This is a genomic window from Kitasatospora sp. NPDC023176, from assembly GCF_055560495.1.
The window spans coordinates 38,278-62,668 of sequence record NZ_JBVHIP010000030.1 but is presented as its reverse complement, the minus strand read 5'-3'; the positions used below and the strand labels follow the sequence as shown (position 1 = coordinate 62,668).

At 75.0% G+C, this 24,391-nt stretch carries 23 protein-coding genes; 11 read left to right on the top strand and 12 right to left on the bottom strand.

All coding sequences use genetic code 11. The features are described 5' to 3' along the window. Positions 1 to 165 precede the first annotated feature (165 nt). Together ACZ3YL_RS31795 and ACZ3YL_RS31790 are read left to right on the top strand one after the other, a co-directional pair. Positions 166 to 558, top strand: a complete 393-nt coding sequence (locus tag ACZ3YL_RS31795) for a hypothetical protein (protein WP_188304126.1) — start codon at positions 166 to 168, stop codon at positions 556 to 558. 309 nt (positions 559 to 867) lie between these two features. Continuing rightward, positions 868 to 1,287 carry a hypothetical protein gene (locus tag ACZ3YL_RS31790; protein ID WP_188304125.1) on the top strand — a complete coding sequence of 140 codons (420 nt, stop codon included), beginning with the start codon at positions 868 to 870 and terminating at the stop codon, positions 1,285 to 1,287. Between the two features lie 56 nt (positions 1,288 to 1,343). Here ACZ3YL_RS31790 and ACZ3YL_RS31785 read toward each other — a convergent pair whose 3' ends face one another. Together ACZ3YL_RS31785 and ACZ3YL_RS31780 are read right to left on the bottom strand one after the other, a co-directional pair. Continuing rightward, positions 1,344 to 1,808, bottom strand: a complete 465-nt coding sequence (locus ACZ3YL_RS31785; protein ID WP_188304124.1) for a (2Fe-2S)-binding protein — start codon at positions 1,806 to 1,808, stop codon at positions 1,344 to 1,346. Positions 1,809 to 1,823: 15 nt separating this feature from the next. Further along, positions 1,824 to 3,935, bottom strand: coding sequence for a xanthine dehydrogenase family protein molybdopterin-binding subunit (locus tag ACZ3YL_RS31780; RefSeq protein ID WP_317620995.1), 2,112 nt, complete (start codon positions 3,933 to 3,935; stop codon positions 1,824 to 1,826). 687 nt (positions 3,936 to 4,622) lie between these two features. Between ACZ3YL_RS31780 and ACZ3YL_RS31775 the strand changes: the two genes are divergently transcribed. From ACZ3YL_RS31775 to ACZ3YL_RS31760, 4 genes are all read left to right on the top strand, one after another. Further along, positions 4,623 to 5,873 (top strand): MFS transporter, encoded by a 1,251-nt coding sequence (locus ACZ3YL_RS31775; protein WP_465660675.1) that lies wholly within the window; start codon positions 4,623 to 4,625, stop codon positions 5,871 to 5,873. Positions 5,874 to 5,982: 109 nt separating this feature from the next. Then, complete coding sequence (locus ACZ3YL_RS31770; protein WP_465660673.1) at positions 5,983 to 6,714, top strand: Mut7-C RNAse domain-containing protein; 732 nt, start codon at positions 5,983 to 5,985, stop codon at positions 6,712 to 6,714. A 173-nt stretch (positions 6,715 to 6,887) separates the two neighbouring features. Next, on the top strand, positions 6,888 to 7,298 hold the full coding sequence (locus ACZ3YL_RS31765) for a cupin domain-containing protein (protein WP_465660671.1): 411 nt from the start codon (positions 6,888 to 6,890) through the stop codon (positions 7,296 to 7,298). A gap of 8 nt (positions 7,299 to 7,306) precedes the next feature. Next, positions 7,307 to 9,217: a CocE/NonD family hydrolase gene (locus tag ACZ3YL_RS31760; RefSeq protein WP_465660669.1), complete on the top strand. Its 1,911-nt coding sequence runs from the start codon at positions 7,307 to 7,309 to the stop codon at positions 9,215 to 9,217. Between the two features lie 28 nt (positions 9,218 to 9,245). Here the strand turns inward: ACZ3YL_RS31760 and ACZ3YL_RS31755 are convergent, their stop codons facing one another. Continuing rightward, entirely contained in the window at positions 9,246 to 10,070 is an 825-nt protein-coding gene (locus ACZ3YL_RS31755) for a hypothetical protein (RefSeq protein ID WP_465660667.1), read from the bottom strand. A gap of 130 nt (positions 10,071 to 10,200) precedes the next feature. Between ACZ3YL_RS31755 and ACZ3YL_RS31750 the strand changes: the two genes are divergently transcribed. Next, the gene (locus tag ACZ3YL_RS31750; RefSeq protein ID WP_465660738.1) at positions 10,201 to 10,686 is read left to right on the top strand and encodes an inorganic diphosphatase; all 486 of its coding nucleotides are present in this window, start codon (positions 10,201 to 10,203) and stop codon (positions 10,684 to 10,686) included. 94 nt (positions 10,687 to 10,780) lie between these two features. Here the strand turns inward: ACZ3YL_RS31750 and ACZ3YL_RS31745 are convergent, their stop codons facing one another. After that, positions 10,781 to 12,103 (bottom strand): pyroglutamyl-peptidase I, encoded by a 1,323-nt coding sequence (locus ACZ3YL_RS31745; protein ID WP_465660665.1) that lies wholly within the window; start codon positions 12,101 to 12,103, stop codon positions 10,781 to 10,783. A 167-nt stretch (positions 12,104 to 12,270) separates the two neighbouring features. Here ACZ3YL_RS31745 and ACZ3YL_RS31740 point away from each other — a divergent pair, with 167 nt between their 5' ends. Continuing rightward, positions 12,271 to 13,290, top strand: a complete 1,020-nt coding sequence (locus tag ACZ3YL_RS31740) for a TerD family protein (protein WP_188310039.1) — start codon at positions 12,271 to 12,273, stop codon at positions 13,288 to 13,290. 56 nt (positions 13,291 to 13,346) lie between these two features. Here the strand turns inward: ACZ3YL_RS31740 and ACZ3YL_RS31735 are convergent, their stop codons facing one another. Genes ACZ3YL_RS31735 through ACZ3YL_RS31725 form a run of 3 tightly spaced genes read right to left on the bottom strand, consistent with a single transcriptional unit; the run spans position 13,347 to position 16,008 of the window. Continuing rightward, positions 13,347 to 13,832: a GerMN domain-containing protein gene (locus ACZ3YL_RS31735; protein WP_188310040.1), complete on the bottom strand. Its 486-nt coding sequence runs from the start codon at positions 13,830 to 13,832 to the stop codon at positions 13,347 to 13,349. Then, positions 13,829 to 15,331, bottom strand: a complete 1,503-nt coding sequence (locus ACZ3YL_RS31730; protein WP_465660663.1) for a sensor histidine kinase — start codon at positions 15,329 to 15,331, stop codon at positions 13,829 to 13,831. The genes ACZ3YL_RS31735 and ACZ3YL_RS31730 overlap by 4 nt, the downstream gene beginning before the upstream one ends. Continuing rightward, positions 15,328 to 16,008, bottom strand: coding sequence for a response regulator (locus tag ACZ3YL_RS31725; RefSeq protein WP_465660661.1), 681 nt, complete (start codon positions 16,006 to 16,008; stop codon positions 15,328 to 15,330). The genes ACZ3YL_RS31730 and ACZ3YL_RS31725 overlap by 4 nt, the downstream gene beginning before the upstream one ends. Before the next feature lie 158 nt (positions 16,009 to 16,166). Between ACZ3YL_RS31725 and ACZ3YL_RS31720 the strand changes: the two genes are divergently transcribed. Then, positions 16,167 to 17,093 (top strand): polysaccharide deacetylase family protein, encoded by a 927-nt coding sequence (locus tag ACZ3YL_RS31720; RefSeq protein WP_465660659.1) that lies wholly within the window; start codon positions 16,167 to 16,169, stop codon positions 17,091 to 17,093. A gap of 23 nt (positions 17,094 to 17,116) precedes the next feature. Here ACZ3YL_RS31720 and ACZ3YL_RS31715 read toward each other — a convergent pair whose 3' ends face one another. Next, complete coding sequence (locus ACZ3YL_RS31715) at positions 17,117 to 17,788, bottom strand: C39 family peptidase (protein WP_465660657.1); 672 nt, start codon at positions 17,786 to 17,788, stop codon at positions 17,117 to 17,119. Positions 17,789 to 17,964: 176 nt separating this feature from the next. After that, positions 17,965 to 18,585 carry a TetR/AcrR family transcriptional regulator gene (locus ACZ3YL_RS31710; RefSeq protein ID WP_188310043.1) on the bottom strand — a complete coding sequence of 207 codons (621 nt, stop codon included), beginning with the start codon at positions 18,583 to 18,585 and terminating at the stop codon, positions 17,965 to 17,967. A gap of 127 nt (positions 18,586 to 18,712) precedes the next feature. Here ACZ3YL_RS31710 and ACZ3YL_RS31705 point away from each other — a divergent pair, with 127 nt between their 5' ends. Both ACZ3YL_RS31705 and ACZ3YL_RS31700 read left to right on the top strand, forming a co-directional pair. Then, a complete protein-coding gene (locus ACZ3YL_RS31705; protein WP_465660736.1) occupies positions 18,713 to 19,750 on the top strand; it encodes an aldo/keto reductase in 1,038 nt (345 codons plus the stop codon). A gap of 244 nt (positions 19,751 to 19,994) precedes the next feature. After that, the gene (locus tag ACZ3YL_RS31700) at positions 19,995 to 21,647 is read left to right on the top strand and encodes an N-acyl-D-amino-acid deacylase family protein (RefSeq protein ID WP_465660655.1); all 1,653 of its coding nucleotides are present in this window, start codon (positions 19,995 to 19,997) and stop codon (positions 21,645 to 21,647) included. Between the two features lie 23 nt (positions 21,648 to 21,670). Here ACZ3YL_RS31700 and ACZ3YL_RS31695 read toward each other — a convergent pair whose 3' ends face one another. The 3 genes from ACZ3YL_RS31695 to lysA form a co-directional block, all read right to left on the bottom strand. Beyond that, a complete protein-coding gene (locus tag ACZ3YL_RS31695) occupies positions 21,671 to 21,871 on the bottom strand; it encodes a hypothetical protein (RefSeq protein WP_465660653.1) in 201 nt (66 codons plus the stop codon). 40 nt (positions 21,872 to 21,911) lie between these two features. Further along, positions 21,912 to 22,838, bottom strand: a complete 927-nt coding sequence (locus ACZ3YL_RS31690; RefSeq protein ID WP_465660651.1) for a LysR family transcriptional regulator — start codon at positions 22,836 to 22,838, stop codon at positions 21,912 to 21,914. A 75-nt stretch (positions 22,839 to 22,913) separates the two neighbouring features. Further along, positions 22,914 to 24,290, bottom strand: a complete 1,377-nt coding sequence (lysA, locus tag ACZ3YL_RS31685; RefSeq protein ID WP_465660649.1) for a diaminopimelate decarboxylase — start codon at positions 24,288 to 24,290, stop codon at positions 22,914 to 22,916. Between the last annotated feature and the right edge of the window lie 101 nt (positions 24,291 to 24,391).

Here is a 24,391-nt window from a genome sequence, read left to right as displayed (position 1 = left end):
CCGGTCGGTGGAAGGCGTGTTCGACGGCCCGTGTCAGCTGTTGTCAGTTCCTGTCAGGCGGTACCGAACAGTGGTGGTGATCGGGTCAGCTGGCTCCGCCGTCGAGATCGACGGGGTGGCATCGGAGCGGTCGGACGGGGCGTCCGGCCGGACAGGAGGACCCTCATGGTCAAGAACATCATGAAGAGGATCGGGCGGCGCGGGGCGACCACGGCGGCCGTGCTGGCACTGGCGGCCGGCGCGGTGGGCATCTCGGCGGGCAGCGCCTCCGCCGACGGCTGGTACTACCTCCAGTACCACGCCAGCGGCCACGGCGTGGGCGTCTACTCGCAGCCGTACTCCGGCTCGGGCAAGGTCGCCGGCGACGTGTACTCGTACTCGTGGTCCTCGGACGACATCTACATCGAGTGCTGGACCCGGGGCGAGGACATCAACAACCAGGGCAACGTCTGGTACCAGATCGGTGGCACCAACGGCACCTTCTTCGGAACGGCCTACGTCTACGGTGCGTACGCCGACGGCAACTGGTACTTCCACAACGGTCTGCGGGAGTGCTGACGGTCGGTTGATCCGCTCTGCCCCGCCCGTTCGCCGGGCGGGGCACAGCCGCGTCAGCGCGCTGGGCGGGCCGCCGCCGCGCTGATCCCCGCGGTGGGCGGTGGGCGGTGGGCGGTGGGCGGTGGGCGGTGGGCGGTGACGGGGTGACGCGTCGACTCCGGTCGGTGGAAGGCGTGTTCGGCCGGCGTGTCAGCTGTTGTCAGTTCCTGTCAGTGGCTACCGAACACCTGCGGCGATCGGATCTGCTGTCTCCGCCGTCGAGGACCTCGGGACGGCGACGGAGCGGTTCGACCGGACAGGAGAATCGGCATGGTCAAGGGCATCCTCAGGAAGATCGGGCGCCGCGGCGGCATCGCGGTGGCCACGCTGGCGCTGGCGGGCGCCGGGATCGGCCTCTCGGCGGGCGATGCGAACGCCGTCGGCTGGTACTACCTCAACAACCACCCGACCGGTCACGGCGTGGGCGTCTACTCGGCGCCGTACTCCTGGTCCGGCAAGGTCGCCGGCGACCTGGGCTCGTACTCGTGGTCCGGCGACGCGGTCAACATGGTGTGCTGGACCACCGGCGAGAACATCAACAACCAGGGCGACGTCTGGTACCGGGTGGTCCAGGTCTACTCCGCCGGCTACGGCTACTGGCCGTCGTCGGGCACCTCGGTGGCCTACGTCTACGGGGCCTACACGGACGGCAACTGGAACTTCCACGTGCCGACCATCCCGCCGTGCTGACGGCCGACTGACTCCGCGCTGTGCCCCGCCCGTTCGCCGGGCGGGGCACAGCCGCGTCAGCGCGCCGGGCGGGCCGCCGCCGCGCGCTTGATCGCCTCGCGGATGCGCGGGTAGCTGCCGCAGCGGCAGATGTTCTGGATCTGGTCGATGTCGGCGTCCGTCGGGGCGGGGGTGCGGCGCAGCAGGGCGACGGCCGTCATGATCTGGCCGGGCTGGCAGAAGCCGCACTGGGCGACGTCGCAGTCGATCCAGGCCTCCTGCACCGGGTGCAGGGTGTCGCCGTCGGCGAGGCCCTCGATGGTGGTGACGGTGTGGCCCTCGCAGTCCTTGACGGAGCGGGTGCAGGGCTGGAACTCCTGGCCGTCGAGGTGGCTGGTGCAGGCCCGGCAGACGCCCACCCCGCAGCCGTACTTGGGGCCGGTGACGCCGAGCTTGTCGCGGAGCACCCAGAGCAGCGGCATGTCGTCCGGGGCGTCGACGCTGACGGGCTGCCCGTTGAGGACGAAGGTGTGGGTGGGCATGGGGAGTCGATGTCCTCAGAAGTTGATCGGGAAGGAGCGCGGGCTGGTCCCGGTGGCGCGGGCGTAGGCGTTGGCGACGGCGGCGGAGGCGGCGGGGACGCCCAACTCGCCCGCACCACCGGGGGATCCGCTGGGCGGCATGAGGTGGATCTCGACCGTCGGCGGGGTGTTGTGCTGCCGGGCGTAGCGGAAGTCGGCGTAACTCCCCTCCCGGAAGGCGCCGTTGTCCAGGTGGTTGCCGGCCTGCAGGATGACCGAGATGCCGTCGATCAGGGCGCCGGTCAACTGGGCTTCCAGGCCGCGGGGGTTGATGACCTGGCCGACGTCGGCGGCGATGACGGCCTTGGTGACCCTGGGGTTGGCGCGGTCGGTGGCGTCGAGTTCGACCAGGTAGGCGACCCGGCCGCCGTTCTCGTCGTGGTAGCCGACGCCCTGGGCCTGGCCGGCGGGCATCGGGCGGCCCCAGGCGCCGGCCTCGGCGACGGTGTCGAGCAGTGTCCGCCCGGCGGCGTCGCGCACCCGGGCCCGGCGGAAGGCGACCTCGTCCTGGCCCATCCGGCGGGCGAGTTCGTCCATCATGATCTCGTCGGCGACCCGGACCATGCCCGAGTAGACGGAGCGCCAGCTGCCGGTGTGCATCTGCAGCGGCACCTCGGCGAGCAGCTGGGTGGGGATGCCGACGTCGTACGGGTTCTTCTCGGTGAGCAGGAAGAAGGCCTGGGCGAGGCTGATCCCGGCGACGGAGAGGTTGAACCCGGCGCCGGTGAGGGCTTCGCCGAGGCCGTGTGAGAGGTCGGTGCGGACGGTGGCGGCGCGGTGTTCCCAGCTGAGGACCTGGCCGAGGCCGTAGGTGGCGCGGATCCGGTGGTGGCTGGCGGGGCGCATCCGGCCGTGGCGCATGTCGTCGTTGCGGGTCCACATCAGCGTGACGGGGCGCCCGGCGGCCTTGGAGATCTGGGCCGCCTCCAGGGCGGCGTCGAAGAACAGCCGGCGCCCGAAGGAGCCGCCGCCGCGGACGACGTGGACGGTGACGGCGCTCTGCGGCAGGCCGAGTTCGGCGGCGATGGTCTGCTGGGCGATGATCGGGCTCTGCGCGGCGAACCACAGCTCGGCGCGGCCGGGCCGGACGTCGGCGACGGCCGTCAGCACCTCCATCGGGGCGTGGTTGACGAAGGCGAAGTCGAACTCGCCGTCCAGGTACGGGGTGAGCAGCGGCGGCAGCAGGAACGGCGCGTGGGCGGCACGCAACCGGGCCTGGACGTCGGCGGTGGAGAGGTCGGCGACCGGGCCGGGGTTCCAGGTGGTGCGCAGCGCGTCGCGGGCCTTGAGGGCCTGGTCGAAGGTCTCGGCGAGGACGGCGACGCCGCTGGGGATCTGCACCACGGCGAGCACGCCGGGCATGGCGCGGGCGACGGAGGCGTCCAGCGACTTGAGGGTGCCGTTGACGGTGGTCGGGCGGGCGACGACGGTGGGCACGGCGCCCGGGATCCGGAGGTCCCCGGCGTACTTGGCGCGTCCGGTGACGATGTCGCGGGCGTCGATGCGGCCGGTGGGCTTGCCGACCAGGCGGCGCTGGTCGGCCGGCTTGGGGGTGGCGGGCACGGCGGGCAGGATCACGGCGGCGGCGTCGGCGGCGAGTTCGCCGAAGCCGAGGCGGCGGCCGTCGGGGGCGAGTACGGCGGAGTCGGCGGTGCGCAGGCCGCCCGCGGGAACGTTCCAGCGGTGGGCCGCGGCGGTGACCAGCCGGGCGCGGGCGGCGGCGGCCGCGGCGCGTACCGGGTCGTACAGCGAGCGCACCGAGTTGGAGCCGCCGGTGAGCTGGTTGAAGAGCAGTTCGGGGCGGCCCTCGGAGAGCGGCACGTCCACGTCGGTGAGCCTGGCGTCGAGCTCGTCGGCGACCAGCAGGGCGATCGCGGTGGTCAGGCCCTGGCCGACCTCCAGCCGGGGGAGGTACAGCGCGGCACGCCCGGCGGGGGTGATTTCGAGCACCAGCAGGTGGGAGGTCGGCAGCCCGGCGAGGATCATCGCGTCGCCGAGGTCGAGCACGTCGGGGATGCCCGGCAGGCCGAGCAACTGCGGGGGCGCGGAGGCGTTCCGGCCGGTCGCGGCGGCTTCGGCGGTGCGCACGGCGGCCCGGGCGGTGGCGGGCGCGGCGGCGTCGAGGCCGAGCCGGGCGGCGACGGTGAGGGTGGGGGCGGCCAGCAGGTAGGTGAGGAAGCGGCGGCGGCCGGTGTCCTCGCCGGCGGGTCCGGCTGCCTCGTCCGGGGAGCCGGAGGAGTCCGAGGGCGCGATGGAGGTGCTGATGGGAGGAAACCCTTCGAACCGGAGACGGCGCCGGATCGGGCGGGCACGGACGGCCCCGGCTCCGGTGCCGGATCACGAACGCCGTCGAGCATAAGGAGGGCGCTACTGACGGGTCAACACGGTCAATCTTGGCCCTCCGGCCGGGTGGTGGAGGCGTCCGGTCCGCTTCCGGTGGGGGAGTCGGAGCGGGTACGGACGGCGCTTCGGCCGGGCGGCCGGCGGCGGAGCGGGGCCGCGGGGGATCTCGGCGGTGGGTCAACGGGGCGCCGTCGTACGGGAGTTCAGGGCTCGCCCGGCGGTGCGGCGGGCGGGGTGGCGGGCGGGCGGCGGCTGGTGCGGCGCGGCCCGGAAGTGGCCCAGGGAAATACAAGATCAATGGATCTGTCGGACGGTCCACTTCTTCCCTAGGCTGGGCGCTGACCCACCGTGGACCGCCCGAGCGGTGGCGAAGGCCCGCCCCGAGCGGTTGCGAACGCCCACCCCGCGCGCCGCCCGTCCGACAGGAGAGAAGTGCCGAACCAGAGCGCCGCCCGGCTCGCCCTGCTGCCCCCCGCCGGCCCCCAGCGCACCCTCGCCGCAGCCCAGTTGGCGAGCGCGGTGGGCGACGGCGCCTACTACACCTGCTCCGCGCTCTACTTCACCCGGGTCGTCGGCATGTCGCCGACCGCCCTCGGCCTCGGCCTCGCGGTGGCCTGGGCGCTCGGCTCGCTGGCCGGCGTGCCGCTCGGCCACCTCGCCGACCGCCGCGGCCCGCGCCGCACCGCGGTGACGCTCGCGCTCGCCACGGCCGCCGTGGTCGCCGTCCTCCTGGTGGTCCGCTCCTACGCCCCCTTCCTGCTCGCCGTCTGCCTCTACGCCACCGCGCAGTCCGGCCTCACCGCCGCCCGACAGGCGCTGGTCGCCGGCCTGGTGCCGCCCGCCGAACGCACCGGACTGCTCGCCCACCTGCAGTCGACCCTCAACGGCGGTCTCGCCGTCGGCGCCGCCATCGGCGGCATCGCGCTCACCGTCGGCACCCGGGCGGCCTACCTCGGCGCCTTCACCGTCACCGCGCTCGGCTTCCTGGCCGGCGCCCTCGTCCTCCGGGGGCTGCCCGAAGTCCCGCCCGCGCCGACGGAGTCGGGCACCGGCCCGCGCCTGGCCGTGCTGCGGGACCGGCGCTACGCCGCCGTCACCCTGGTCAACACCGTGCTGCTGCTGCGGATGCCGATGCTCAGCCTGATCCTGCCGCTGTGGATCGCCCAGCGCGCCCCCGGCCTCGGCTGGCTCGGCTCGGTGCTGTTCGTGCTCAACACCCTGGCCGTACTGGCCTTCCAGGTCCGGGCGGCGAGCGACGTCAGCGGACTGGACTCCGCCGTCCGGGCGGTGCGCTCGTCCGGGGTGCTGCTGCTCGCCTCCTGCGCGGTCTGCGGCCTCTCCGGGCTGGACGTCCCGCTGTGGGCCTTCGCCGCCCTGCTGGTCGCCGGGGCAGTCCTCCAGGTCGCCGGCGAGATGCGGCAGTCGGCGGGCTCCTGGCAGCTCGGCTTCGACCTCGCGCCGCCCGAGCGGATCGGCCAGTACCAGGGCTTCTTCGGCACCGGCGTCGCCGTCGCCCGCACCCTCGGACCGCTGCTGCTCACCGCCCTGCTGCTGGACGGCGGGCTCGCGGGCTGGCTGGTGCTGGGCGCGGTGTTCCTCGCCGCCGGGTACGCGATGGGCCCGGTGGCCCGCTGGGCGGCGCGCGACCGGGGGCCGGTGGCCGCGGCGGCGGTCGCTCCGTAAGGAGCGTGGGCGAAGCCGCCCCGTGAGGAGTGCCGGGCCAAAGCCGCCTCGTGAGGAGTGCCGGGCAAACCGGTGGCCCCGGCCCGCCGCCCGCTGGCATGCTGGCCGCGTGGACAGACCCCAGATATGGCTCGACTTCGCCCCTGAGCTGCACCTCTTCGTCTCCGCGCCCCGGCGGGCCGGGCGGACCGCGCTGCGCACCGACGGCACCTCCAGCCTCGGCCACCTGGTCGAGTCGCTGGGCGTCCCGCTCACCGAGGTCGGCACCCTGCGGGTGGACGGTCGGCCGGTGCCCGACTCGTACGTCCCGGTCGACGACGAGCACGTCAGCGTCGAGGCGGTGGCCCGGCCGCAGCCCTCGCCCGCCCCGCCGCGCTTCCTGCTGGACGTCCACCTCGGCACCCTCGCCCGCCGGATGCGGCTGCTCGGCATCGACGCCGCGTACGAGAACCCGGACATCGGCGACGCCGCGCTGGCCGCCCGCTCCGCCGCCGAACAGCGCATCATGCTCTCTCGTGACCGCGGCCTGCTGCGCCGCCGCGAACTGTGGGCCGGCGCCTACGTCTACAGCCACCGCCCCGCCGAGCAGCTGCGCGACGTGCTCTCCCGCTTCGCCCCGCCGCTCGCCCCCTGGAGCCGCTGCACCACGTGCAACGGCACGCTGCGCACGGTGAGCAAGACCACGGTGCGCGAGCAGCTCCACGACGGCACCGAGCGCTCCTACGACGCCTTCGCCCAGTGCGCGGACTGCGGCCAGGCCTACTGGCGCGGCGCCCACCACGCCCGGCTGGAGGCCATCGTCACCGACGCCGTGCGCGAGTTCGGGGGCGTCTCGGGGTAGCGGCCCCGGTCCTCTCGGGGTTGATTCGGGGTCGGATACGGGCCGGCGCCGATGGCGGGCCCGGCGGCGGGCGTGGTCTGATCGGCGGTGGGGGACGAGCCCAGTTGCTCCGTCGAACGAGAGAGGCCGGGTCGTCGATGAACGATCAGTCAGTGCACCAACCCGTTCCGCCAGTGCACCAACCCTTCGAGAGCGCCGAGGCCCCTGCCGCCCCGGTGGTGACCGCCCCGGACGGCGCCGAAGTCCGCCCGCTGCTGGTCCTGGACGGGCTGGGCAGCCTCGCCGTCTTCGAACTCGCCCCCGGGCAGGTCACCCACGCGGTGTCGCACGCCACCGTGCAGGAGCTGTGGCAGGTCACCGCGGGCGGCGGCGAACTGTGGCGGCGCCAGGACGGCCGGGAGGAGATCCACCGGCTCGAACCCGGCACCGCCGTGTCGATCCCGCTGGGCACCGCCTTCCAGTTCCGGGCCGACCCGGACGGCGACGGGCCGCTGCGGATCACCGCCGTCACCATGCCGCCCTGGCCGGGGACGGACACCGAGGCACGCCCCGAGGAAGGCCCCTGGAAGGCGACCGTCCGATGAGCCGGGGGATGATCGGTCGGCAGACGACGGGCCGGGGAGCGACGGGCCGGCGGACGACGGGCCGGGGGATCCTGCGCCGCCCGCTGGCGGCCGCGCTCGCGGCGCTCGCGCTCCTCGGCCTCCCGGCCGTTCCGGCGGCGGCCACCGCACCCACCGAGCCCCACCTCCAGTCACGCTACGTCACCATGCCCGACGGCGTCCGCCTCGCCGTCGACGTCTACCTCCCGCCCGGCACCAAGCCCGGTGCCAAGCTGCCCACCGTGCTGGTCACCCAGCGCTACTGGCGCGCCCGCGTCCTGGCCGGTCAACCCGGCGGCGCCAGCGGCGAGGCCGAGGCCTGGAACGCCAAGGGCTACGCCTACCTCGTCGCGGACCTGCGCGGCACCGGCGCCTCCTTCGGCACCCTCACCGCCGAGCTGGGCGCCGACGCGATCGCCGACAGCGGCTCGCTCGGCGACTGGATCGCCGCCCAGCCCTGGTCCAACGGCCGGGTCGGCACCACCGGCATCTCCTACGGCGGCGACACCGCCATGCTCGCCACCGCCCTCGGCAACCACCACATCACCGCCGCCGCCCCGCTCTCCTACGACTTCGACCCGTACGAGGACCTGGTGCGCCCCGGCGGCCTGCTGATCGAGCCCCGGCTCGCCCCGTACGCGCTGCTGCTGCGCATCCTGGACCAGACCGGCGGCACCACCTGCGAGACCAGCGAGCAGACCCGGCAGCTCTGCGCGCAGCTCGGCCTCACCGGTCTGACCCCGCGACCGGTCGACGGTCCGGACGGCCCCGCCCTGCTGGCCGCCGCGCGCGCCGAGCACGCGAACAACGCCAACCTGGTCGACATGGCCCGCACCGGCGCCTACCGCGACTACCGCAACGGCCCGCAGAGCTGGACGGTCGGCAGCGTCGGCGAGAAGACCGACGCGGTCGAGGACGGCGGAGTCCCGGTCCTGACCCGGGCCGGCTGGCTGGACGCCGGGACGGCCAACGGCGTGCTCTCCCAGTTCACCGGCCTGTCCGACACCCAGGACGACTGGATCGGCCCGTGGAACCACGGCGCCGGCTGGCTCGCCGACCCCTTCCAGCCCGCCCGGCCGCTCACCCGGGCCGAACACGAGCAGAACGACCAGCGCGTGGTCGACTTCTTCGACCGCTACGTGCGCGACGGCGCCCGCCCCGACGGCGCGCGGCAGGTGCACTACTACACCTTCAACGAGGGCGTCTGGCGCACCACCACCCGCTGGCCGGTGCCCGGCACCCGCACCCGGCCGTTCCGCCTCGGCGCGGGCAACACCCTCGCCACCGGGCGCTCCGGCGCCACCCCCGCCGGCTCCGACCCGCTGCGCCTCGACCCCACCGCCGGCACCGGCCCGCTGGACCGCTGGAACACCAACCTCACCGGGGAAGAGGTGAGTTACCCCGACCGCGCGGGCGTGGACGCCCGACTGCTCGGCTACACCACCGCGCCGCTGACCGAGGACACCAGGGTCACCGGCAACGGCAAGGTCACCCTCGACGTCACCGGCCTGGCCGGCTCGGCGAACGGCGCCCTGCACGTCTACCTGGAGGACGTCACCCCCGACGGCCGGGTCAGCTACCTCACCGAGGGCCAACTCGCCCTGGCCGACCGGGCGGTGGCCGACCGGGATGACAACCCCGACTGGCGCCGGCTGCGCACGCCCCGCAGCTACGCGGCCGGCGACGCCGAGCCCTTCCCACAGGGCCGGCCGCAACAGGTGGTGATCGACCTCCAGCCGGTCTCGGTGCTGTTCAAGGCCGGCGAGCGGATCCGGCTGACCGTGGCCGCCGCCAACACCGACTCCTTCCAGCTGCTCCCGGCCGACGGGCGGGCGGAGTACCGGATCGGGTACGGCGGGGAGCACGGCTCGGTGCTGGAACTTCCGGTGGTGCAGGGGTAGTTGCGGCGCCGTCTGCGGCCGCTCCGGGTTACGGCCGTGGCGTGCGCAGGCCGAGGGTCCAGACATGGTGGCTGTAGCGGCCCATCCGGGTCGGGTGGCGCTCGACCAGCGTCGCGGTCAGGCCCTCGGCCGTCCGGCGCAGCGCACCGGTGAAGCGGTGCCGCTGGTCCGGCGCGAGCGGGAGCAGTTCGGCGAGCACGGCGTCGTCCAGCTCCCGCCCGACGGCGCGCAGCACCCCCGCGTCCAGCACCAGCAGGGTGCCGTCGGCCAGTACCAGCGGCGCCGGGGCCTGGGCGTCGGAGAGCCGCGGGCCGGGCTCGACCACCCCGCCGGGCAGCAGCCGCACCACCCGGCTGCGGGTGGGGACGCGGCGGTCCGCCTCGACGACGCGCAGCCCGCCGTCGACCACGTAGTGGCCGTAGCTGGGCCAGGAGTCGACCACGGCGCCGTCCCGGTCGTGCGCCCAGGTGTGGAAGGCGCCGTAGCCCTCCAGCCCGAGCACGAACCGGCCGTCGTCGCCGAGCGCCGCGCCGCGCTCGCCGCGCAGCTCGGCCACCAGGGAGCCGTCGGCGAGGTCCAGCAGCAGGGCCGGGCCCAGGTGGCCCCAGGCGGTGTACTCGAAGGAACTGGTGGTGACCAGCACCCGGTCGGCGGACAGGTGGGCCGCGTTCGGCCGCCCCGGGCAGGGCCGGCGCCAGCGGACCACGCCGTCGGCGTCGACCCGGCTGAGTTCGCCGTCCCCGCCGTGCACCTCCCAGCCGTCCCGCTGCGCCAGCGGCCCCTCCGGGCGCCCCTGCGGCCGTCCGCCGGGCTCGTGACGGTGGTCCAGGACGGTGACCTGCCAGCTCCCCATGGGCCGGATGCTATCGGCTGGGCCCGGGCGGCGGAGGCGCTTTCGACAGGTGCTCACAGGGCCCGTACGGCGGACAATCTCCCCAGGAGCCGAGGAGGAGGCCACGGTGGAACCCGCCGAGTTCGACGTGATGATCGAGATCCCCCAGGGATCGCGCAACAAGTACGTGATGGACTTCGACGCGGGCCGGATCCGCCTCGACCGCACCCTCCTCACCGCCACCCGCTACCCCACCGACTACGGCTACGTCGAGGGCACCCTCGGCGGCGACGGCGAACCGCTGGACGCCCTGGCCCTCGGCCGCGAGCCGGCCGTCCCCGGCTGTGTGCTCAGCTGCCGGGCGGTCGGCATGTGGGTGATGCGCGACGAACGCGGTCCGGACCAGAAGATCCTCTGTGTCCCGGCCCGCGACCCGCGCTACGCCGACCTCCGCGACATCGGCGACCTGCCCGAGTTCGACCTGCTGGAGATCACCCACTTCTTCCAGGTGTACAAGGCCCTGGAACACGGCAAGTCGGTCGAGGGCTCGCACTGGGCCGGCCGCGAGGCCGCCTACGCGGAGATCACCGACTCCCGCGCCCGGGCGGCGGGCACCCGCTTCGCCCACCCGGCGTAGGCCGGGCCGCCGGTGCGGTGCGAGCCCGGCCCGCCGTGACCGGGCGGGCCGGGCGCCGTGACGTCGTTTCCGGCCCGGCCGTACGGTCGCCCGCTCAGAGCCGGGCGCTGCGCAGGATCGCGCGGACCTCGTCCGCGATGGCGGCCTCGTTGTGCTCGAACTCCGGTGAGGTGAGCTGGTCCTGCCGGGCCGGCAGGCCGGTGAGGACGGGGGTGTGGAGGTGGCCGCCGGGGAGGTCGGGGTCGAGGTCCAGGCGCAGGCGGTTGGAGCGGTAGGCGACTTCGTTGGAGAGGTAGCCCCCGCCGCCGCCGGCGACGGCGCGGGAGCCGGGGGTGGGGCCGTCGGGGCGTTCGACGGGGGCGGTGGCGCCCGCCGGGATCTCGGTGACGGGGGTGTTGAGCAGCACGGGGTAGGGCTGCTGGACGGCCGCCATGGCGTCGGTGGGCAGGGTGGTGCGGATGAACTGCGGTCCGTCGGCCAGGCCGGGGGCGTCGACCGGGTGGAGGGCGGTGCCGCCGGAGAGCGCGCCGGTGTTGTCGGTGGCCGGGTCGGCGGAGCGGGCGCGGCCGGCCCAGGCCTCCAGGGTGAACTCGCCGGGGTAGCCCTGGCTGATGCTGGTGATCAGGTCGGCGGACTGCGGACCGCCGGGCCGCAGGTGGGGGCCGAAGGCGCGTTCCACGATGCCGTCGTCGAAGTCGCCGTAGCGCACCGGCAGGACGACGGCCCGCACCTCGGCGGTGCTGCCGTCGGCGAGGGTGATCCGCTTCCCGTGGAGTTGCAGCACGGCCGCGCCGGCCGGGTTGGCGCGGCGCGGCTCGGTGTCCAGGCCGTACGGGTCGAAGCCGCTGACGAAGATCCGCCGGACCCCGCCCCCGGACCCGGGATCGGGCGCGGGGTCGTCGGAGAAGCCGTCGCCCAGACCGCGCGAGGCGTCCTCGAAGCGGGCCCGGAGTTCGGCGTGGTCGACGTCGAACCGGGGCTGCCACTGGGCGAGCCGGACGGTCATGGCGAGCCGGGCCCAGTACAGCGGGCGGTCGTCCAGGGCGGGCAGTTCGCCGTTGGGGCGGCGGCCCTGGGCGCGGTCGAGGCCGGCCTGCCAGAGCTTGCGGCCCCAGGCGTCCACGACCCGCTGGGCGCGGTGGGCGTCGCGGGCGGAGCACAGGGCGGCGGGGAAGCCGTGCAGCAGGTCGGCGAGGCCGGAGCGTTCGGTGAACGCGGCGGTGCGGGGGTCCTGCAGCCGGGCCTGTTCGGCGTCCAGGGGCGCGGTGGTGACGGTCCGGCAGCCGGCCGGTGCGGCCTGGGCGGTGGCGGGGGCCAGGAGCGCGGCGAGGGTCCCGGCGAGGGCGGTGGCCAGGGCGGCGGCGCGGCGGGCGGCACGGCGGGCGGTGTGGCCGGCGTCACGGTGAGCATTTGTCATGGACACTGACGATAGGCGGCGGGCCGACACCCCGCCAGAGTGCCCGCCCCGCAGGCCCGTGGCCTGCCGGAACCCCCGCTCGGTTCCGGTCGGACGGATGGGAACCGGTGTGACCTCTACAGCGTTGTCGTGGTCGAACAGCAGGAATCGGACGGTGGAGGAACCCCATGAGTGTGGCCCTGACGAAGGGCGGCAACGTCTCCCTGAACCGGCAGGCGCCCGGCGTGCGGACCGTCCGGGTGTGCCTCGGCTGGACGGCCGGAGCCGAGTACGACCTGGACGCCAGCGCGCTGCTCTGCGGGGAGAACGGGAAGGTCCTCACCGACCAGCACTTCGTCTTCTTCAACAACCTGCAGAGCCCGGACGGCGCGGTCCGCCACCTCGGCGCGGGCGGCGCGGGCGAGGACCGGGAGCGGATCGAGGTCCGGCTCGCGGACGTGGCGGCCGAGGTGCGGAAGGTCGCTTTCGCGGTGGCGATCTACGACGCGGCGCAGCGGCGGCAGGCCTTCGGGCAGGTGCGCGGCGCGTACGTCCGGGTCGTCGACGCGGACGGCGGCACCGAGGTGGCCCGCTACGACGTGACGCCGGAGGCGGGCAGCGAGACGGCCATGGTCTTCGGCGAGCTCTACCGGAACGGCGCGGACTGGAAGTTCCGGGCCGTCGGGCAGGGCTACGCCTCGGGGCTCGCGGGCATCGCCACCGACTTCGGCGTCGACGTCCTGCAGCCCGCGGCCCCGGCGCCGGTCGCCCCGGTTCCCGCTCCCGCCGCGCCCGTCGCGGCCCCCGCCGTACCCGCTGTTCCGAAGACCCAGCCAGCAACAGGGAGTTCACCCGTGACGTGTTTCTTCGACCCCACCCACGGCGTCGGCTCGGCCGTGGTGCTGTGGCAGCCGCAGTGGGGCGTGCCGCGCCAGGTCGAGACCTGCGCCGCCTGCGCCCAGCGGGTGCAGACCACCGTCCCGCCGTTCTACACCCCGCCGCAGGCCGGCTACCCGCAGCCGGTCCAGGCGCAGGTGCCCGCCCAGCAGCAGGAGCAGGGCGGCCGCCGCTTCGGCACCGGCGCGATGATCGGCGCCGGTGCGGCCGGCCTGGTCGGCGGCATGCTGCTCAACGAGGCGCTGAGCGACGACGAGCCGCAGGTGGTCGTCAACAACTACTACGAGGACGACGACGACTCCTTCTTCTAGGTCGTCAGCCCGTCAGCCCGTCAGCTCGCCAGGCTGTCAGCCCGTGGCCCCCTCGGTCAGCCGGTGCGGTGCAGGTCGCACTGCTGCTGGATGGCCGAGGGGGCGTCGCTGCTGACGATGGCGACCTTCGGCACCGGGCCGGTGGTGGGCGCGTCCTCGGTGGTGCAGACGAGCTGCTGGATGGTCGGGGCGGACAGCGAGGCGGCCGGCCAGGAGAGTCGCAGGGTGACCACCCCGGGGGTGGCCGTGGCCTCGACGCGCCCCTTCACCGGGAGCTCGCTGTACAGGCCCTGGCGCTGTTCGCTCTGGTCGGGGCCGGCCAGCAGGGTGTTCAGGGTCTGCTGGAGGTCCTCGCGCTGCGCGGTCGGGCGGATCGCGAGGCGGATGCCGTGCTGGTCGAGGAAGTACAGCCGGGTACCGGGCTGCACGCCGGTGGCCGGCTGTCCGTTCCGGACGGCGCCGGTGGTGGAGACCGAGCAGCCGCAGGCGAGCAGCAGCGCGGCGGCCAGGGCGGCCGGCGGGGCGAGGCGGCGGACGGTCACAGCTCCTCCTCCTGGTCGAGCCCACGGGGCAGGACGAGGGTGAACACCGCACCGCCGTCCGGGGAGTTGGCGGCCTCGACGAGGCCGCCGTGCAGCCGGGCGTTCTCCTGGGCGATGGCCAGGCCCAGCCCGCTGCCCTCGGAGCGGGCCCGGGACTTGTCGGCCTTGTAGAACCGGTCGAACAGGTGCGGGAGTTCGGCGGGCGGGATGCCCGCGCCGTGGTCGGTGACGGTGAGCACCAGTTCGTTCGCCGAGCCGCGCAGGGCCAGGCGCACCGGCGGGCGGCCGTGCCGCAGGGCGTTGCCGGCCAGGTTGGCGACGATGACGTCGAAGCGGCGCGGGTCGAGGCGGACGGGCAGGGCGGCGGGCAGGTCGAGGTCGACCTGCTCGCTCCAGCCGCGCAGGTCGAGGGTCTCGCGCACGGCGGTGGCGGCGTCGACGGCCTCGGTGCGCAGCGGGGCGGCTCCGGCGTCCAGGCGGGAGATCTCGATCAGGTCGTTGACCAGGCGGGTCAGCCGTACCGTCTCGTTGCTGATCATGCGCAGGGCGGTGGCGGTGTCGGCGGGCAGCTGTTCGGCGTCCTCGTCCAGGATGTCGGTGACGGCCAGCATCGCGGCCAGCGGGGTGCGCAGTTCGTGGGAGACGTCGGCGGCGAAGCGCCGGCCCTGGGACTCGACGGCGCGCAGCTCCTCGATGGTGCCTTGGAGGGTGCGGGCGCTGTGGTTGAAGGTCTTGGAGAGCTGGGCGAGTTCGTCGTGCCCGGTGACGGTCAGCCGGGTGTCCAGCCGGCCCTGGGCGAGGGCCCGGGCGGCATCGCCCAGGGCCCGGACCGGCCGCAGCACCTGGCGGGCGGCCAGCAGGGCGAGCCCGGCGGCCAGGATCGCGGCGAACGCCCCGGCCCCGGCGGCGGCGGCCAGCAGCGAGTCGGCGGCGCTCTGTTCGCGGTCGAGGGGGAGGGCGGCGTAGACGGTGAGCCCGGACGGGCCGGCGGCGGCGCTGCCCTTGGCGTACGTGACGGGGACGCCGACGGCGAGCCAGGGGTGGCCGTTGTCGGTGAAGCGCTGGAAGGCGGCGTGGCCGGCTCCGACGGTGTGCTGGAGCGCGGGCGGGACGGCGAAGGGCTGGGTCCACTCCGAGTGGGCCGTGCCGTAGGAGGCCAGGACCCGCCAGTCGCGGAACCCGCCGGTGCCCGACAACTGGCCGGCCAGCCGGTCGAGTTCGCCCTGGGTGGGCGGGAAGGGCAGGGCCGGGGCGAGGACGTCGACGCGGCGGCGCAGCTCGTCCAGGGCGGTGTCCTTGGTCAGGTCGAGGGTGGAGGTGGTGGCGGCCCGGTAGGTGAGCGCGGCGGTGGCCAGGGCGCTCAGCGCGGCGACGGCGACGAAGGCGACCAGCAGGCGCGGCCGCAGTCCGGCGACGGCGCGGCGCAGCCGGACCAGGCGGGGCGGGTGCGGGTCCTCGGGCCGACGGGGCGCGGGGGCGGACGCGGAGGCGGTGGTCACAGCGGTCCGAAGCGGTAGCCGAAGCCGCGGACGGTCTGGATGTAGCGCGGTGCGGCGGGGCTGTCCTCGACCTTGGCGCGCAGCCGGTTCACCCCGGCGTCGACCAGCCGGATGTCCTCCTGTCGGCCCAGCCCCCAGACGGACTCCAGGAGTTGCTCCCGGCTGAAGACCCGCCCCGGGGCCGCGGCCAGCTCCAGCAGCAGGCGCAGTTCGCTGGGTGCCAGCGGCAGCGGGGCGCCGCGCTTGGTGACGGTCAGCGCCGAGCGGTCCAGCACCAGCTCGCCGTGGGTCTCCCGCTCCGCCTCCGGGCCCGGACCGCCCGCCCGGCGCAGGACGGCGCGGATCCGGGCGTCCAGGACGCGGGACTGCGCGGGCTTGACCACGTAGTCGTCGGCGCCGGCCTCCAGGCCGAGCACGGTGTCCACGTCGTCGCCGAGGGCGGTCAGCATGATCACCGGGGTGGGCCCGGCCCGGCGCAGCCGTCGGCAGACCTCCAGGCCGTCGATCCCGGGCAGCATCAGGTCCAGGACCATCAGCTCCGGGGGCTCCCGGTGGGCAGCCTCCAGCCCCGCCTCGCCGGAGGCGGCGGTGCGCACCTCGTGGCCCTGGCGGCGCAGGCCCAGGGCCAGTGCCTCGCGTACGGAGTCGTCGTCCTCGATCAGGAGCAGCCGTGCCATGGGAGCCAGTATCCGGGTTGACCTGCGGGGACGCGTCTTCGGGGGTGGGGGGAGGGGTGGGTTGTTGCGAAACGCTCATACGCAGCTCACGGGGCGCGCAAGCGGGCGGCCGAGGGTGGTGGGCACCGAGACCCCGATCCCCTCCGAGGAGTACCGCCGTGCGCCACGACCGCGAGCCGAACCCGATGGACCCCAACGACCGGACCCCGGGCGGCGGGTACCCGCAGGAGGGGCGGGTGGGCCTTTCCCCCGGCCTTTCCCCGGGCCTCTCCCCGGGCCTCCCCCCGAGCCTTTCCCCGGCCCGTCCGGCGGGCCGGCGGCGGACGGTGGCGCTGCGGGTGCTGGCCCTGGGAGTGACCGCCGCGACCCTGGTGGGTGTCGCCGGGGCGATGCACGACGCACCCCCGTCCGCCGCCGGTGCCTCCGCCGCCGACGCCTCCACCGCGGCCTCGGCCCCGGACCCGACGCTGCCCGCGCCCGTCGTCGACATGAGCATCTCCCGCCAGTCCGAGGACCCGGGCAAGACCGTCAACCTGACCATCGACGACGGCCCCGACCCGCAGTGGACGCCCCGGGTCCTGGACGTCCTCGCCCGCAACGGCGCCAAGGCCGTCTTCTGCATGCTCGGCCCCGACGCGCGGGCCCACCCCGACCTCGCCCGGCAGGTCGTCGCCGCCGGGCACCGGCTGTGCGACCACTCGGTCAGCCACGACACCGCGATGGACCACAAGGACGTCGCCTACCAGGAGAAGGAGATCGTGGACGGCCGGCGGATGATCCAGGAGGGCACCGGCGGCGCACCCGTCGACTACTACCGCGCCCCGGGCGGCGCCTTCACCCCGGAGAGCCGCCAGATCGCCGCCGCCCACGGCATGCGCCCGCTGGGCTGGAACGTCGACACCCGCGACTTCGAACGCCCCGGCGTGGCGAAGATCGTCGAGACCGCGAAGGCCCAACTGCGCATCGGCCCGACCGTGCTGCTCCACGACGGCGGGGGCAACCGGGCGCAGACCCTGGAGGCGCTGGAACAGTTGCTGCCCTGGCTCAAGGACAACGGTTACGTCTTCAGCTTCCCCCGGCGGTGACGCCCGACGCCCCGGGGCGCCGGTCAGTCGATGACCACCGCCATGTGTCCGTAGGTGGCGTAGCCGTCGGCGAAGTCCTGCTCGGAGACGGTGGTGCGGCCGCGGGCGGGGTCGTTGAGCGACACCTTGCCGCCGCCGAAGCCGGTGACCACGACGGTGTGTTCGGCGGTTCCCGCGTACGGGATGCTCCGGCCGTCGTAGGCCGTGTACGTGGTGCCCTTGAGGCGGCGCCACAGGTAGTCCACCCAGACGATCGCGGGGTGGCCGGCGGCCAGGTGGTCCTTGAGCTCCTGGACGGAGACGCCCTCGGCGTCCTGGAGCACCGTCAGCCCGTACGCGCGGGCGGCCCCGGCCACCGGCGGGTAGTACACGCCGAACCCGGTGCCGTCCGTCTCGGAGCCGTCCGGGTCGCCGACGAACACCCGGTAGGGGTCGCCGGAGCGCGGGCCGGAGTGGCCGAACTCGGGGTGGTCCCGGTCGACGCCGATCCGGTCCAGGATCTGCTGGTCGTCGGCCTGCACGCCGCGCGCGGCGAGGACCATCCGCAGGGCGGCGGCCTCGCAGTCGTCGCTGAGCTGCTGGTGGTAGTAGGGGACGCTGGCGGCCGCGGGGGCCGCCGGTGCGGGGGCGGTGCCCGCGGTGAGGGTCGCGGTGGTCAGGACGGCGAGCAGGGACGCTCGTACGGTGATCGTCATGACCATGACGCTACGAAGGCCGGTTGCGCTCCGCAGCCGGTGGACGGCGATCAGGTGACGGAGCGTATGCGTCGACGGCCTTTCGGAGAGCTGGCCCGGTCACAGCCGCCGTCGGCGTACGCGGGCCTCGGTCCTCAGCCCTGGATCCTCAGCCCTGGATCCTCGGCCCTCGGCCCTCAGGCCTGCGCCCGCCGGTACGCCCCGGCCCGGGCGGCGGCCTCGGCGGCGGTCGCGGCGCGGTCGGCGGCGGGCTGGTCGAGCGGCTCGGCGGTGGTGAGCATCCGGTAGTAGAGCGGTGCCGAGACGGCCCGGATCACCTCGAACGGGTCGGTGTCGGCGGGGAGTTCGCCGCGCTCGACGGCCTCGGTGACGCACGGCGCCCACTCCTCCACCCGGCGCCGGTAGAAGTGCCGCAGCGCCTCGGCGGTGCCCGGATCGCCGTTGGCGGCGACGATGACGGCGCGGAACAGCGCGCCCTGCCGGGGGTCGGCCAGAGTCCGCTGGACGAGTCGGGCGTTGGCCCGCAGGTCCTCGGCGAGCGAGCCGCTGCGGGTGCGGGGCGAGGACTGCTCGGCCATGTCCGCGAGCAGGTCGGCGACCAGGGCGGTGGTGCTGCCCCAGCGGCGGTAGACGGTGGTGCGGCCGACCTCGGCCCGCTGGGCGAGGTCGCCGAGGTCCAGGCCGCCGAAGCCGTGCTCGACCAGGGCGTCCTCGGCGGCCCGCAGAACGGCGGTGCGCACCCGGGCGGTGCGGCCGCCGGGGCGGAGGGTGCCGGGTGTGGAGGGCTCGTCAACCATTAACGGGATTCCTGTTCCATTAGATGGGGGGAGTCTGCTAGCTTCGAGGCATCCTAACGGAACGAGAGTCCCATTAGCGGACTCCGAGGGGAGTGCCTTCATGTCAACCACCGTGGAATCCACCGCCATGGAATACCGCCGGCTCGGCACATCCGGACTCAAGGTCCCCGCGCTGAGCCTCGGCACCGGCACCTTCGGCGGCCGCGGCCCGCTGTTCGGCGCCTGGGGCACCACCGACGTCCAGGAGGCCCGCCGGCTGCTCGACATCGCCATCGACGCCGGAGTCACCCTCTTCGACACCGCCGACGTCTACTCCGACGGCGCCTCCGAGGAGGTGCTCGGCCAGGCCGTCCGCGGCCGCCGCGACCAAGTGCTGATCTCCACCAAGGCCGGCCTGCCGCTCGGCGACGGCCCCCAGCAGGCCGGCACCTCCCGCGCCCGGCTCATCCGTTCGGTGGAGGACGCGCTGCGCCGCCTCGGCACCGACCACCTCGACCTCTTCCAACTGCACGCCTACGACGCCGCCACCCCGATCGAGGAGGTGCTGGCCACCCTGGAGGACCTGGTCCGCGCGGGCAAGATCCGCTACACCGGCGTCTCCAACTTCTCCGGCTGGCAGCTGATGAAGTCCCTCGACCTGGCCGAACGCCACGGCCGCCCCCGCTACGCCGCCCACCAGGTCTACTACTCCCTGGTCGGCCGCGACTACGAGTGGGAGCTGATGCCGCTCGCCGAACAGGAGGGCGTCGGCGCCCTGGTGTGGAGCCCGCTCGGCTGGGGCCGCCTCACCGGCCGGATCCGCCGCGGCCGCCCGCTCCCGGCCGACAGCCGCCTGCACGACACCGCCGACTACGGCCCGCCGGTCGACGACGAACTGCTCTACCGGGTGGTCGACGCCCTGGACGAGATCGCCGCCGAGACCGGCCGCACCGTCCCCCAGGTCGCCATCAACTGGCTGCTGCGCCGCCCCACCGTCTCCTCCGTCATCATCGGCGCCCGCAACGAGGACCAGCTGCGCCAGAACCTCGGCGCCGTCGGCTGGTCCCTGACCCCCGACCAGGTCGCCCGCCTGGACGCCGCCAGCGCCCGCACCGCCCCCTACCCCTACTTCCCCTACCGCCGCCAGGAGGCCTTCGCCCGCCTCAACCCGCCGCTGGCCGGGTAGGGCCGAAGGCCGAGGCAAAGAAGGCCGCCGCCAACCTCAGCCACTGACCACCGGTTCCGGGCCCCGTTCGATTCCCTCATCATCGAGCGGGCGCCATTCGACGAGCGGGCACACGGCACACCCGCCCGGGCAGCGGTACCAAAGTGGTGGCTGAGGCGGCAATGGGTGCATCATCTTCCGTTCCCCCGGGGCGGGCTGCCAGCATCGGCGCACCGCCCACCGCCCACCGCCCGAGGAGCCGCCGATGCACCGCCCGCCGCCTGGCCGGATCGACCTGCTGCTGCGCGGCGGCACTCTGGTGGACGGCACCGGGGCCGCCGGCCGGCCGGCGGACGTGGCCGTCGTGGGCGGCCGGGTCGCGGTGCTCGCGCCGGGGGCCGAGGCGGACGCGGCCGAGGTGCTGGACGTCACCGGACGGGTCGTCACCCCCGGCTTCATCGACGTCCACACCCACTCGGACGCCCTCGCGGCCACCTTCGACGGCGAGGGCGGCCCTGACCACGACGGCGGCGCCGGCCACGGCACCGAGGAACTGCGGCTGGCCCCGCTGCTCCAGGGGGTCACCACCGAGATCGCCGGCAACTGCGGCACCAGCTTGTTCCCGGCGCTGCCCGGCCGGCTGACCGGGCTGGCCGAGCACCTGCGGGTCACGTTCGGCCTCGGGCCGGTGCGCCCGGCCGGGGACTTCGCCGCGTTCGCCGCCGGTCAGCGGCCCGAGCTGCGACGCAACCACCTGGCCTCGCTGGTCGGCCACGGCACCCTGCGTGCCGGGGTGATGGGCTTCGCGGACCGCCCGCCCCGCCCCGAGGAACTGGCCGCGATGTGTGAGCTCTTGGACCGCTCGCTCGCCCAGGGCGCCGCCGGGTTCTCCACCGGCCTGATCTACCCGCCCGGCGGCTACGCCGACACCGAGGAGATCGTCGCCCTGGCGACGGTCGCCGCGCGCCACCGCAAGCCGTACGTGACCCACCTGCGGGACGAGATGTCCCAGGTGGAGGCGGCGCTGGAGGAGGCCCTGGAGATCTCCGTACGCTCCGGCGCCGCGCTGCAGATCTCCCACCACAAGACGGCCGGCCGGTACGGCTGGGGCGCCACCCTGCGCACCCTGCCGCGGCTGGAGCGGGCTCGCGCCGAGGGCGTGGACGTGCGCTGCGACGTCTACCCGTACACCGCGGGCAGCACCGTGCTGCCCGCGATGCTGCCGCCGTGGGTCAGCGAGGGCGGGCCGGCCGCGCTGCTCGCCCGGCTGGGCGACCCCACGGTGTGCGGCCGGATCCGGGCGGACATCGCGAACGGCGTGGCGGGCTGGGAGAACACCGTCGGCAACGGCGGCTGGGACCTCATCTCGGTCGCCGCCGCCCCGGCCCGCCCCGCGGCCGAGGGGCGGCGGATCGCCGAACTGGCCGCCGAGCGCGGCACCGACCCGGTGGACTACGTCTGCGAGCTGCTGCTGGAGGGGCGGGGCGAGGTGACCATCATCAGCCACTCGATGCGGGAGGACGACGTCCGCCGGGTGCTGGCCAGCCCGCTGTCCATGATCGGCTCGGACGGGGTGCCCAAACCCGGTCGCCCGCACCCGCGTTGGGCGGGCAGCTTCGCCCGGGTGCTCGGCCACTACGGGCGCCGCCAGGGGCTGCTGCCGCTGGAACTCGCGGTGCACAAGATGACCGGCCTGCCCGCGGGGCGGTTCCGGCTGACCGGGCGCGGGGTGCTGCGCGACGGTGCGGTGGCGGACCTGGTGGTGCTGGATCCGGCGGCCGTGCTGGACCGGGCGAGCTTCGAGCAGCCACTGCTGCCGCCGGAGGGAGTGGAGACGGTGGTGGTCGCCGGGCGGGTCGCGGTGCGCGGGGGTCGGCCGACCGCCGTCCGGTCCGGTGAGGTGCTGCGGGTCCGGTGAGGCCCCGCCCGGCCGACCGCGGGTCAGTGGTGCTCGGAGCGGTCGGCGGTGTGACCGCCGGCGGTGCCGGCCGGGGCCTCGGCGACGGTGGCGGTGCGGGGCGCGGTGGGCTGGGCGTAGGCCGCGCCGGCGGAAAGGAGGGACGCGGCGGCGATCAGGAGGGCGGATATCCGGCGCATCATCAGGGACCAATCAGCTGAGATGGATTCTGGTCGCTGAAGCATGACACAACCGCAGTCCGCGGCACAGGGGAAAGAGGGGTGCTCAGGCCGCCCACCGCTGTGCCAGCGCGGAGCCGATCTCCCCGGCAGCGGCGCCGAGTTCGGCCAGGAACGCGCTCAGTACCGGATTGCGGTTGGTGGCCCGGGTGGCCACCCCGACGCGGCGGTGCAACTGCGGGTGCTCCAGCCGGCAGACCTGTACCCCGGCGCTGTCGGCCAGTCCGAGGGCCGGGATCAGCGCCACGCCCATCCCGGCCCGGGCGAGGGTGACGGTGACCTGGTAGTGGTCGCTGCGGCAGCGCACCCGGGGCCGGAAGCCCTCGGCCGCGCAGGCGCGTTCCAGTACCGGCTCGCCGGTGCCGCCGCCGTGGGTGCCGATCCAGCTCTCGTCCGCCAGCTCGGCCAGCCGCACCACCGGGCGCCGCCCCAGCCGGTGCCGGGGCGGCAGCACGATCAACGGCGGCTCCTCGAAGAACATCCGCACCTCCACCGTGGCCTGGCGGCACCACGGATCCAGCGGGTGCTCGAAGACCACGGCCGCGTCCAGCCGGCCGGCCTCCAGGTCGGGCACCAGCTCGTGCGGCTGGCCCATCACCAGCTCCAGCTCCACCCGCGGATGCCGGTCCGCGAACTCCGACAGCGCCCGCGGCAGCAGCTCCAGCCCGGCCGAGACGAAGAAGCCGATCCGCAGCACCCCGGCCGCCGCCTCCGAGTGCGCTCGGAGGTCGTCCCGGGCGACGGCCATCAGGTCGGCGATCGCCTGGGCGTGCTCGGCCAGCCGGGCGCCCGCGGCCGTCAGGCGCAGCGACTGCGGCGCCCGCTCCACCAGTGCCACGTCCAACTCCTGCTCCAGGCGGGCGAGTTGGTGTGACACGGCGGAGGGGCTCAGATGCAGCGCCTGCGCCGCGGCCACGATGGTGCCCCGGCGGGCGATCTCCAGCAGGACGAGCAGTCGGGCACTGTTCAGCATCGGCCCAGGCTAGGCCCTTCCCCGGTCCTACCCGGGCCCTCCCCTGGCTCTCCCCTGGCTCTCCCCGGGCCTTCGTCAGGACCGCACCGCCTCGCGCGGCGCCACCGGCTCCCCCCGGGGGGTCGGCTCCGCCTCCTCGGCCGCCACGTCCAGGCGCAGCAGGTCGTACTCGGTCTCCCGGCGCACCACCAGCCGGGCCCGGCCGTCGCGGACGAAGACCACGGCGGGGCGCGGCAGCTTGTTGTAGTTGGAGGCCATCGCGTAGCCGTAGGCGCCGGTGACCGGGGTGGCCAGCAGGTCCCCGACCCGCAGGTCGTCCGGCAGGGCCGCGTCGTCGATGATCACGTCGCCGCTCTCGCAGTGCTTGCCGACCAGCCGGGCGCGCTGCGGGCGGGCCGCCTCGGGGCAGCGCGGCAGGAAGGCCTCGTAGCGGGCCTCGTACAGCGCCGGCCGGAGGTTGTCGCTCATCCCGCCGTCCACGCTGACGTAGGTGCGCACGTCCGGGATCCGCTTGACGGTGCCGACCCGGTACAGCGTCAGCCCGGCCCGGGCGACGATCGAGCGGCCCGGCTCGACGCCGACCTCGCCCGTCCAGCCCGCCCCGCGCACCGCCGCACGCACCTTCTCGGCCCAGACGGCGAACGAGGGGGCGCTCTGTCCGCCCACGTAGGCCACGCCCAGGCCGCCGCCCACGGTCAGTCCGGTGACCTCGCTGTCCACCGCGAAGCGGGCCATCGCGGCGGCGCCGTCGGCGAGTTCGGCCGGGTCGAGGACCTGGGAGCCGACGTGGGCGTGGACGCCCTCCAGCCGGACGGCCGAGGAGGCCCGGGCCCGGCGCACGGCGGCCCGGGCGGCGCCGTCGGCCAGGCCGAAGCCGAACTTGGAGTCGTGGCCGCCGGTCTGGATCGCCTGGTGGGCGCCGGCCGCGACGCCGGGCGCCACCCGCACCCGGATCCGGGCCGGCGGCAGGCCCTCCACGTGGTGTAGCCGCTCGATCCGCTCCAGTTCGTCGAAGCTGTCCACCACGATGTGGCGCACTCCGGCGCTCATCGCGGTGCGCAGCTCGGCGTCGTCCTTGTTGTTGCCGTGCAGCACGATGCGGTCCGGCTCCACCCCGGCGTGCAGCGCGGTGCGCAGCTCGCCGCCGGAGGCGACGTCCAGCAGCAGGCCCTCCTCGGCGGCGAGCCGGGCCATGGCGGTGCACAGGAAGGCCTTGGAGGCGTAGGCGACGTTGCCCCGGCCGAAGGCGGCCACCGCCTCCCGGCAGCGCCGGCGCAGGTGCTCCTCGTCGTAGACGAAGAGCGGGGTGCCGTGCCGACGGGCGATCTGCTCCAGCAGGACACCGCCGACCACCAGGCCCTCCGGCCGGACCTCGGCGGTGAGCGGCAGCAGGCCCGCATCGACGGGGGAGTCGACGGGGGTGGGCGGCGGGGCGGGCGACACGGCGGACACGGCTTTCCTCCCGGGCAGGCTGATTCGCTGCCCATCCTCGGGCCTGGGGGAGGGAGCGAGAAAGCGCATTCTTCCGGTGCTGAGCCGTATCTTCCTCGATG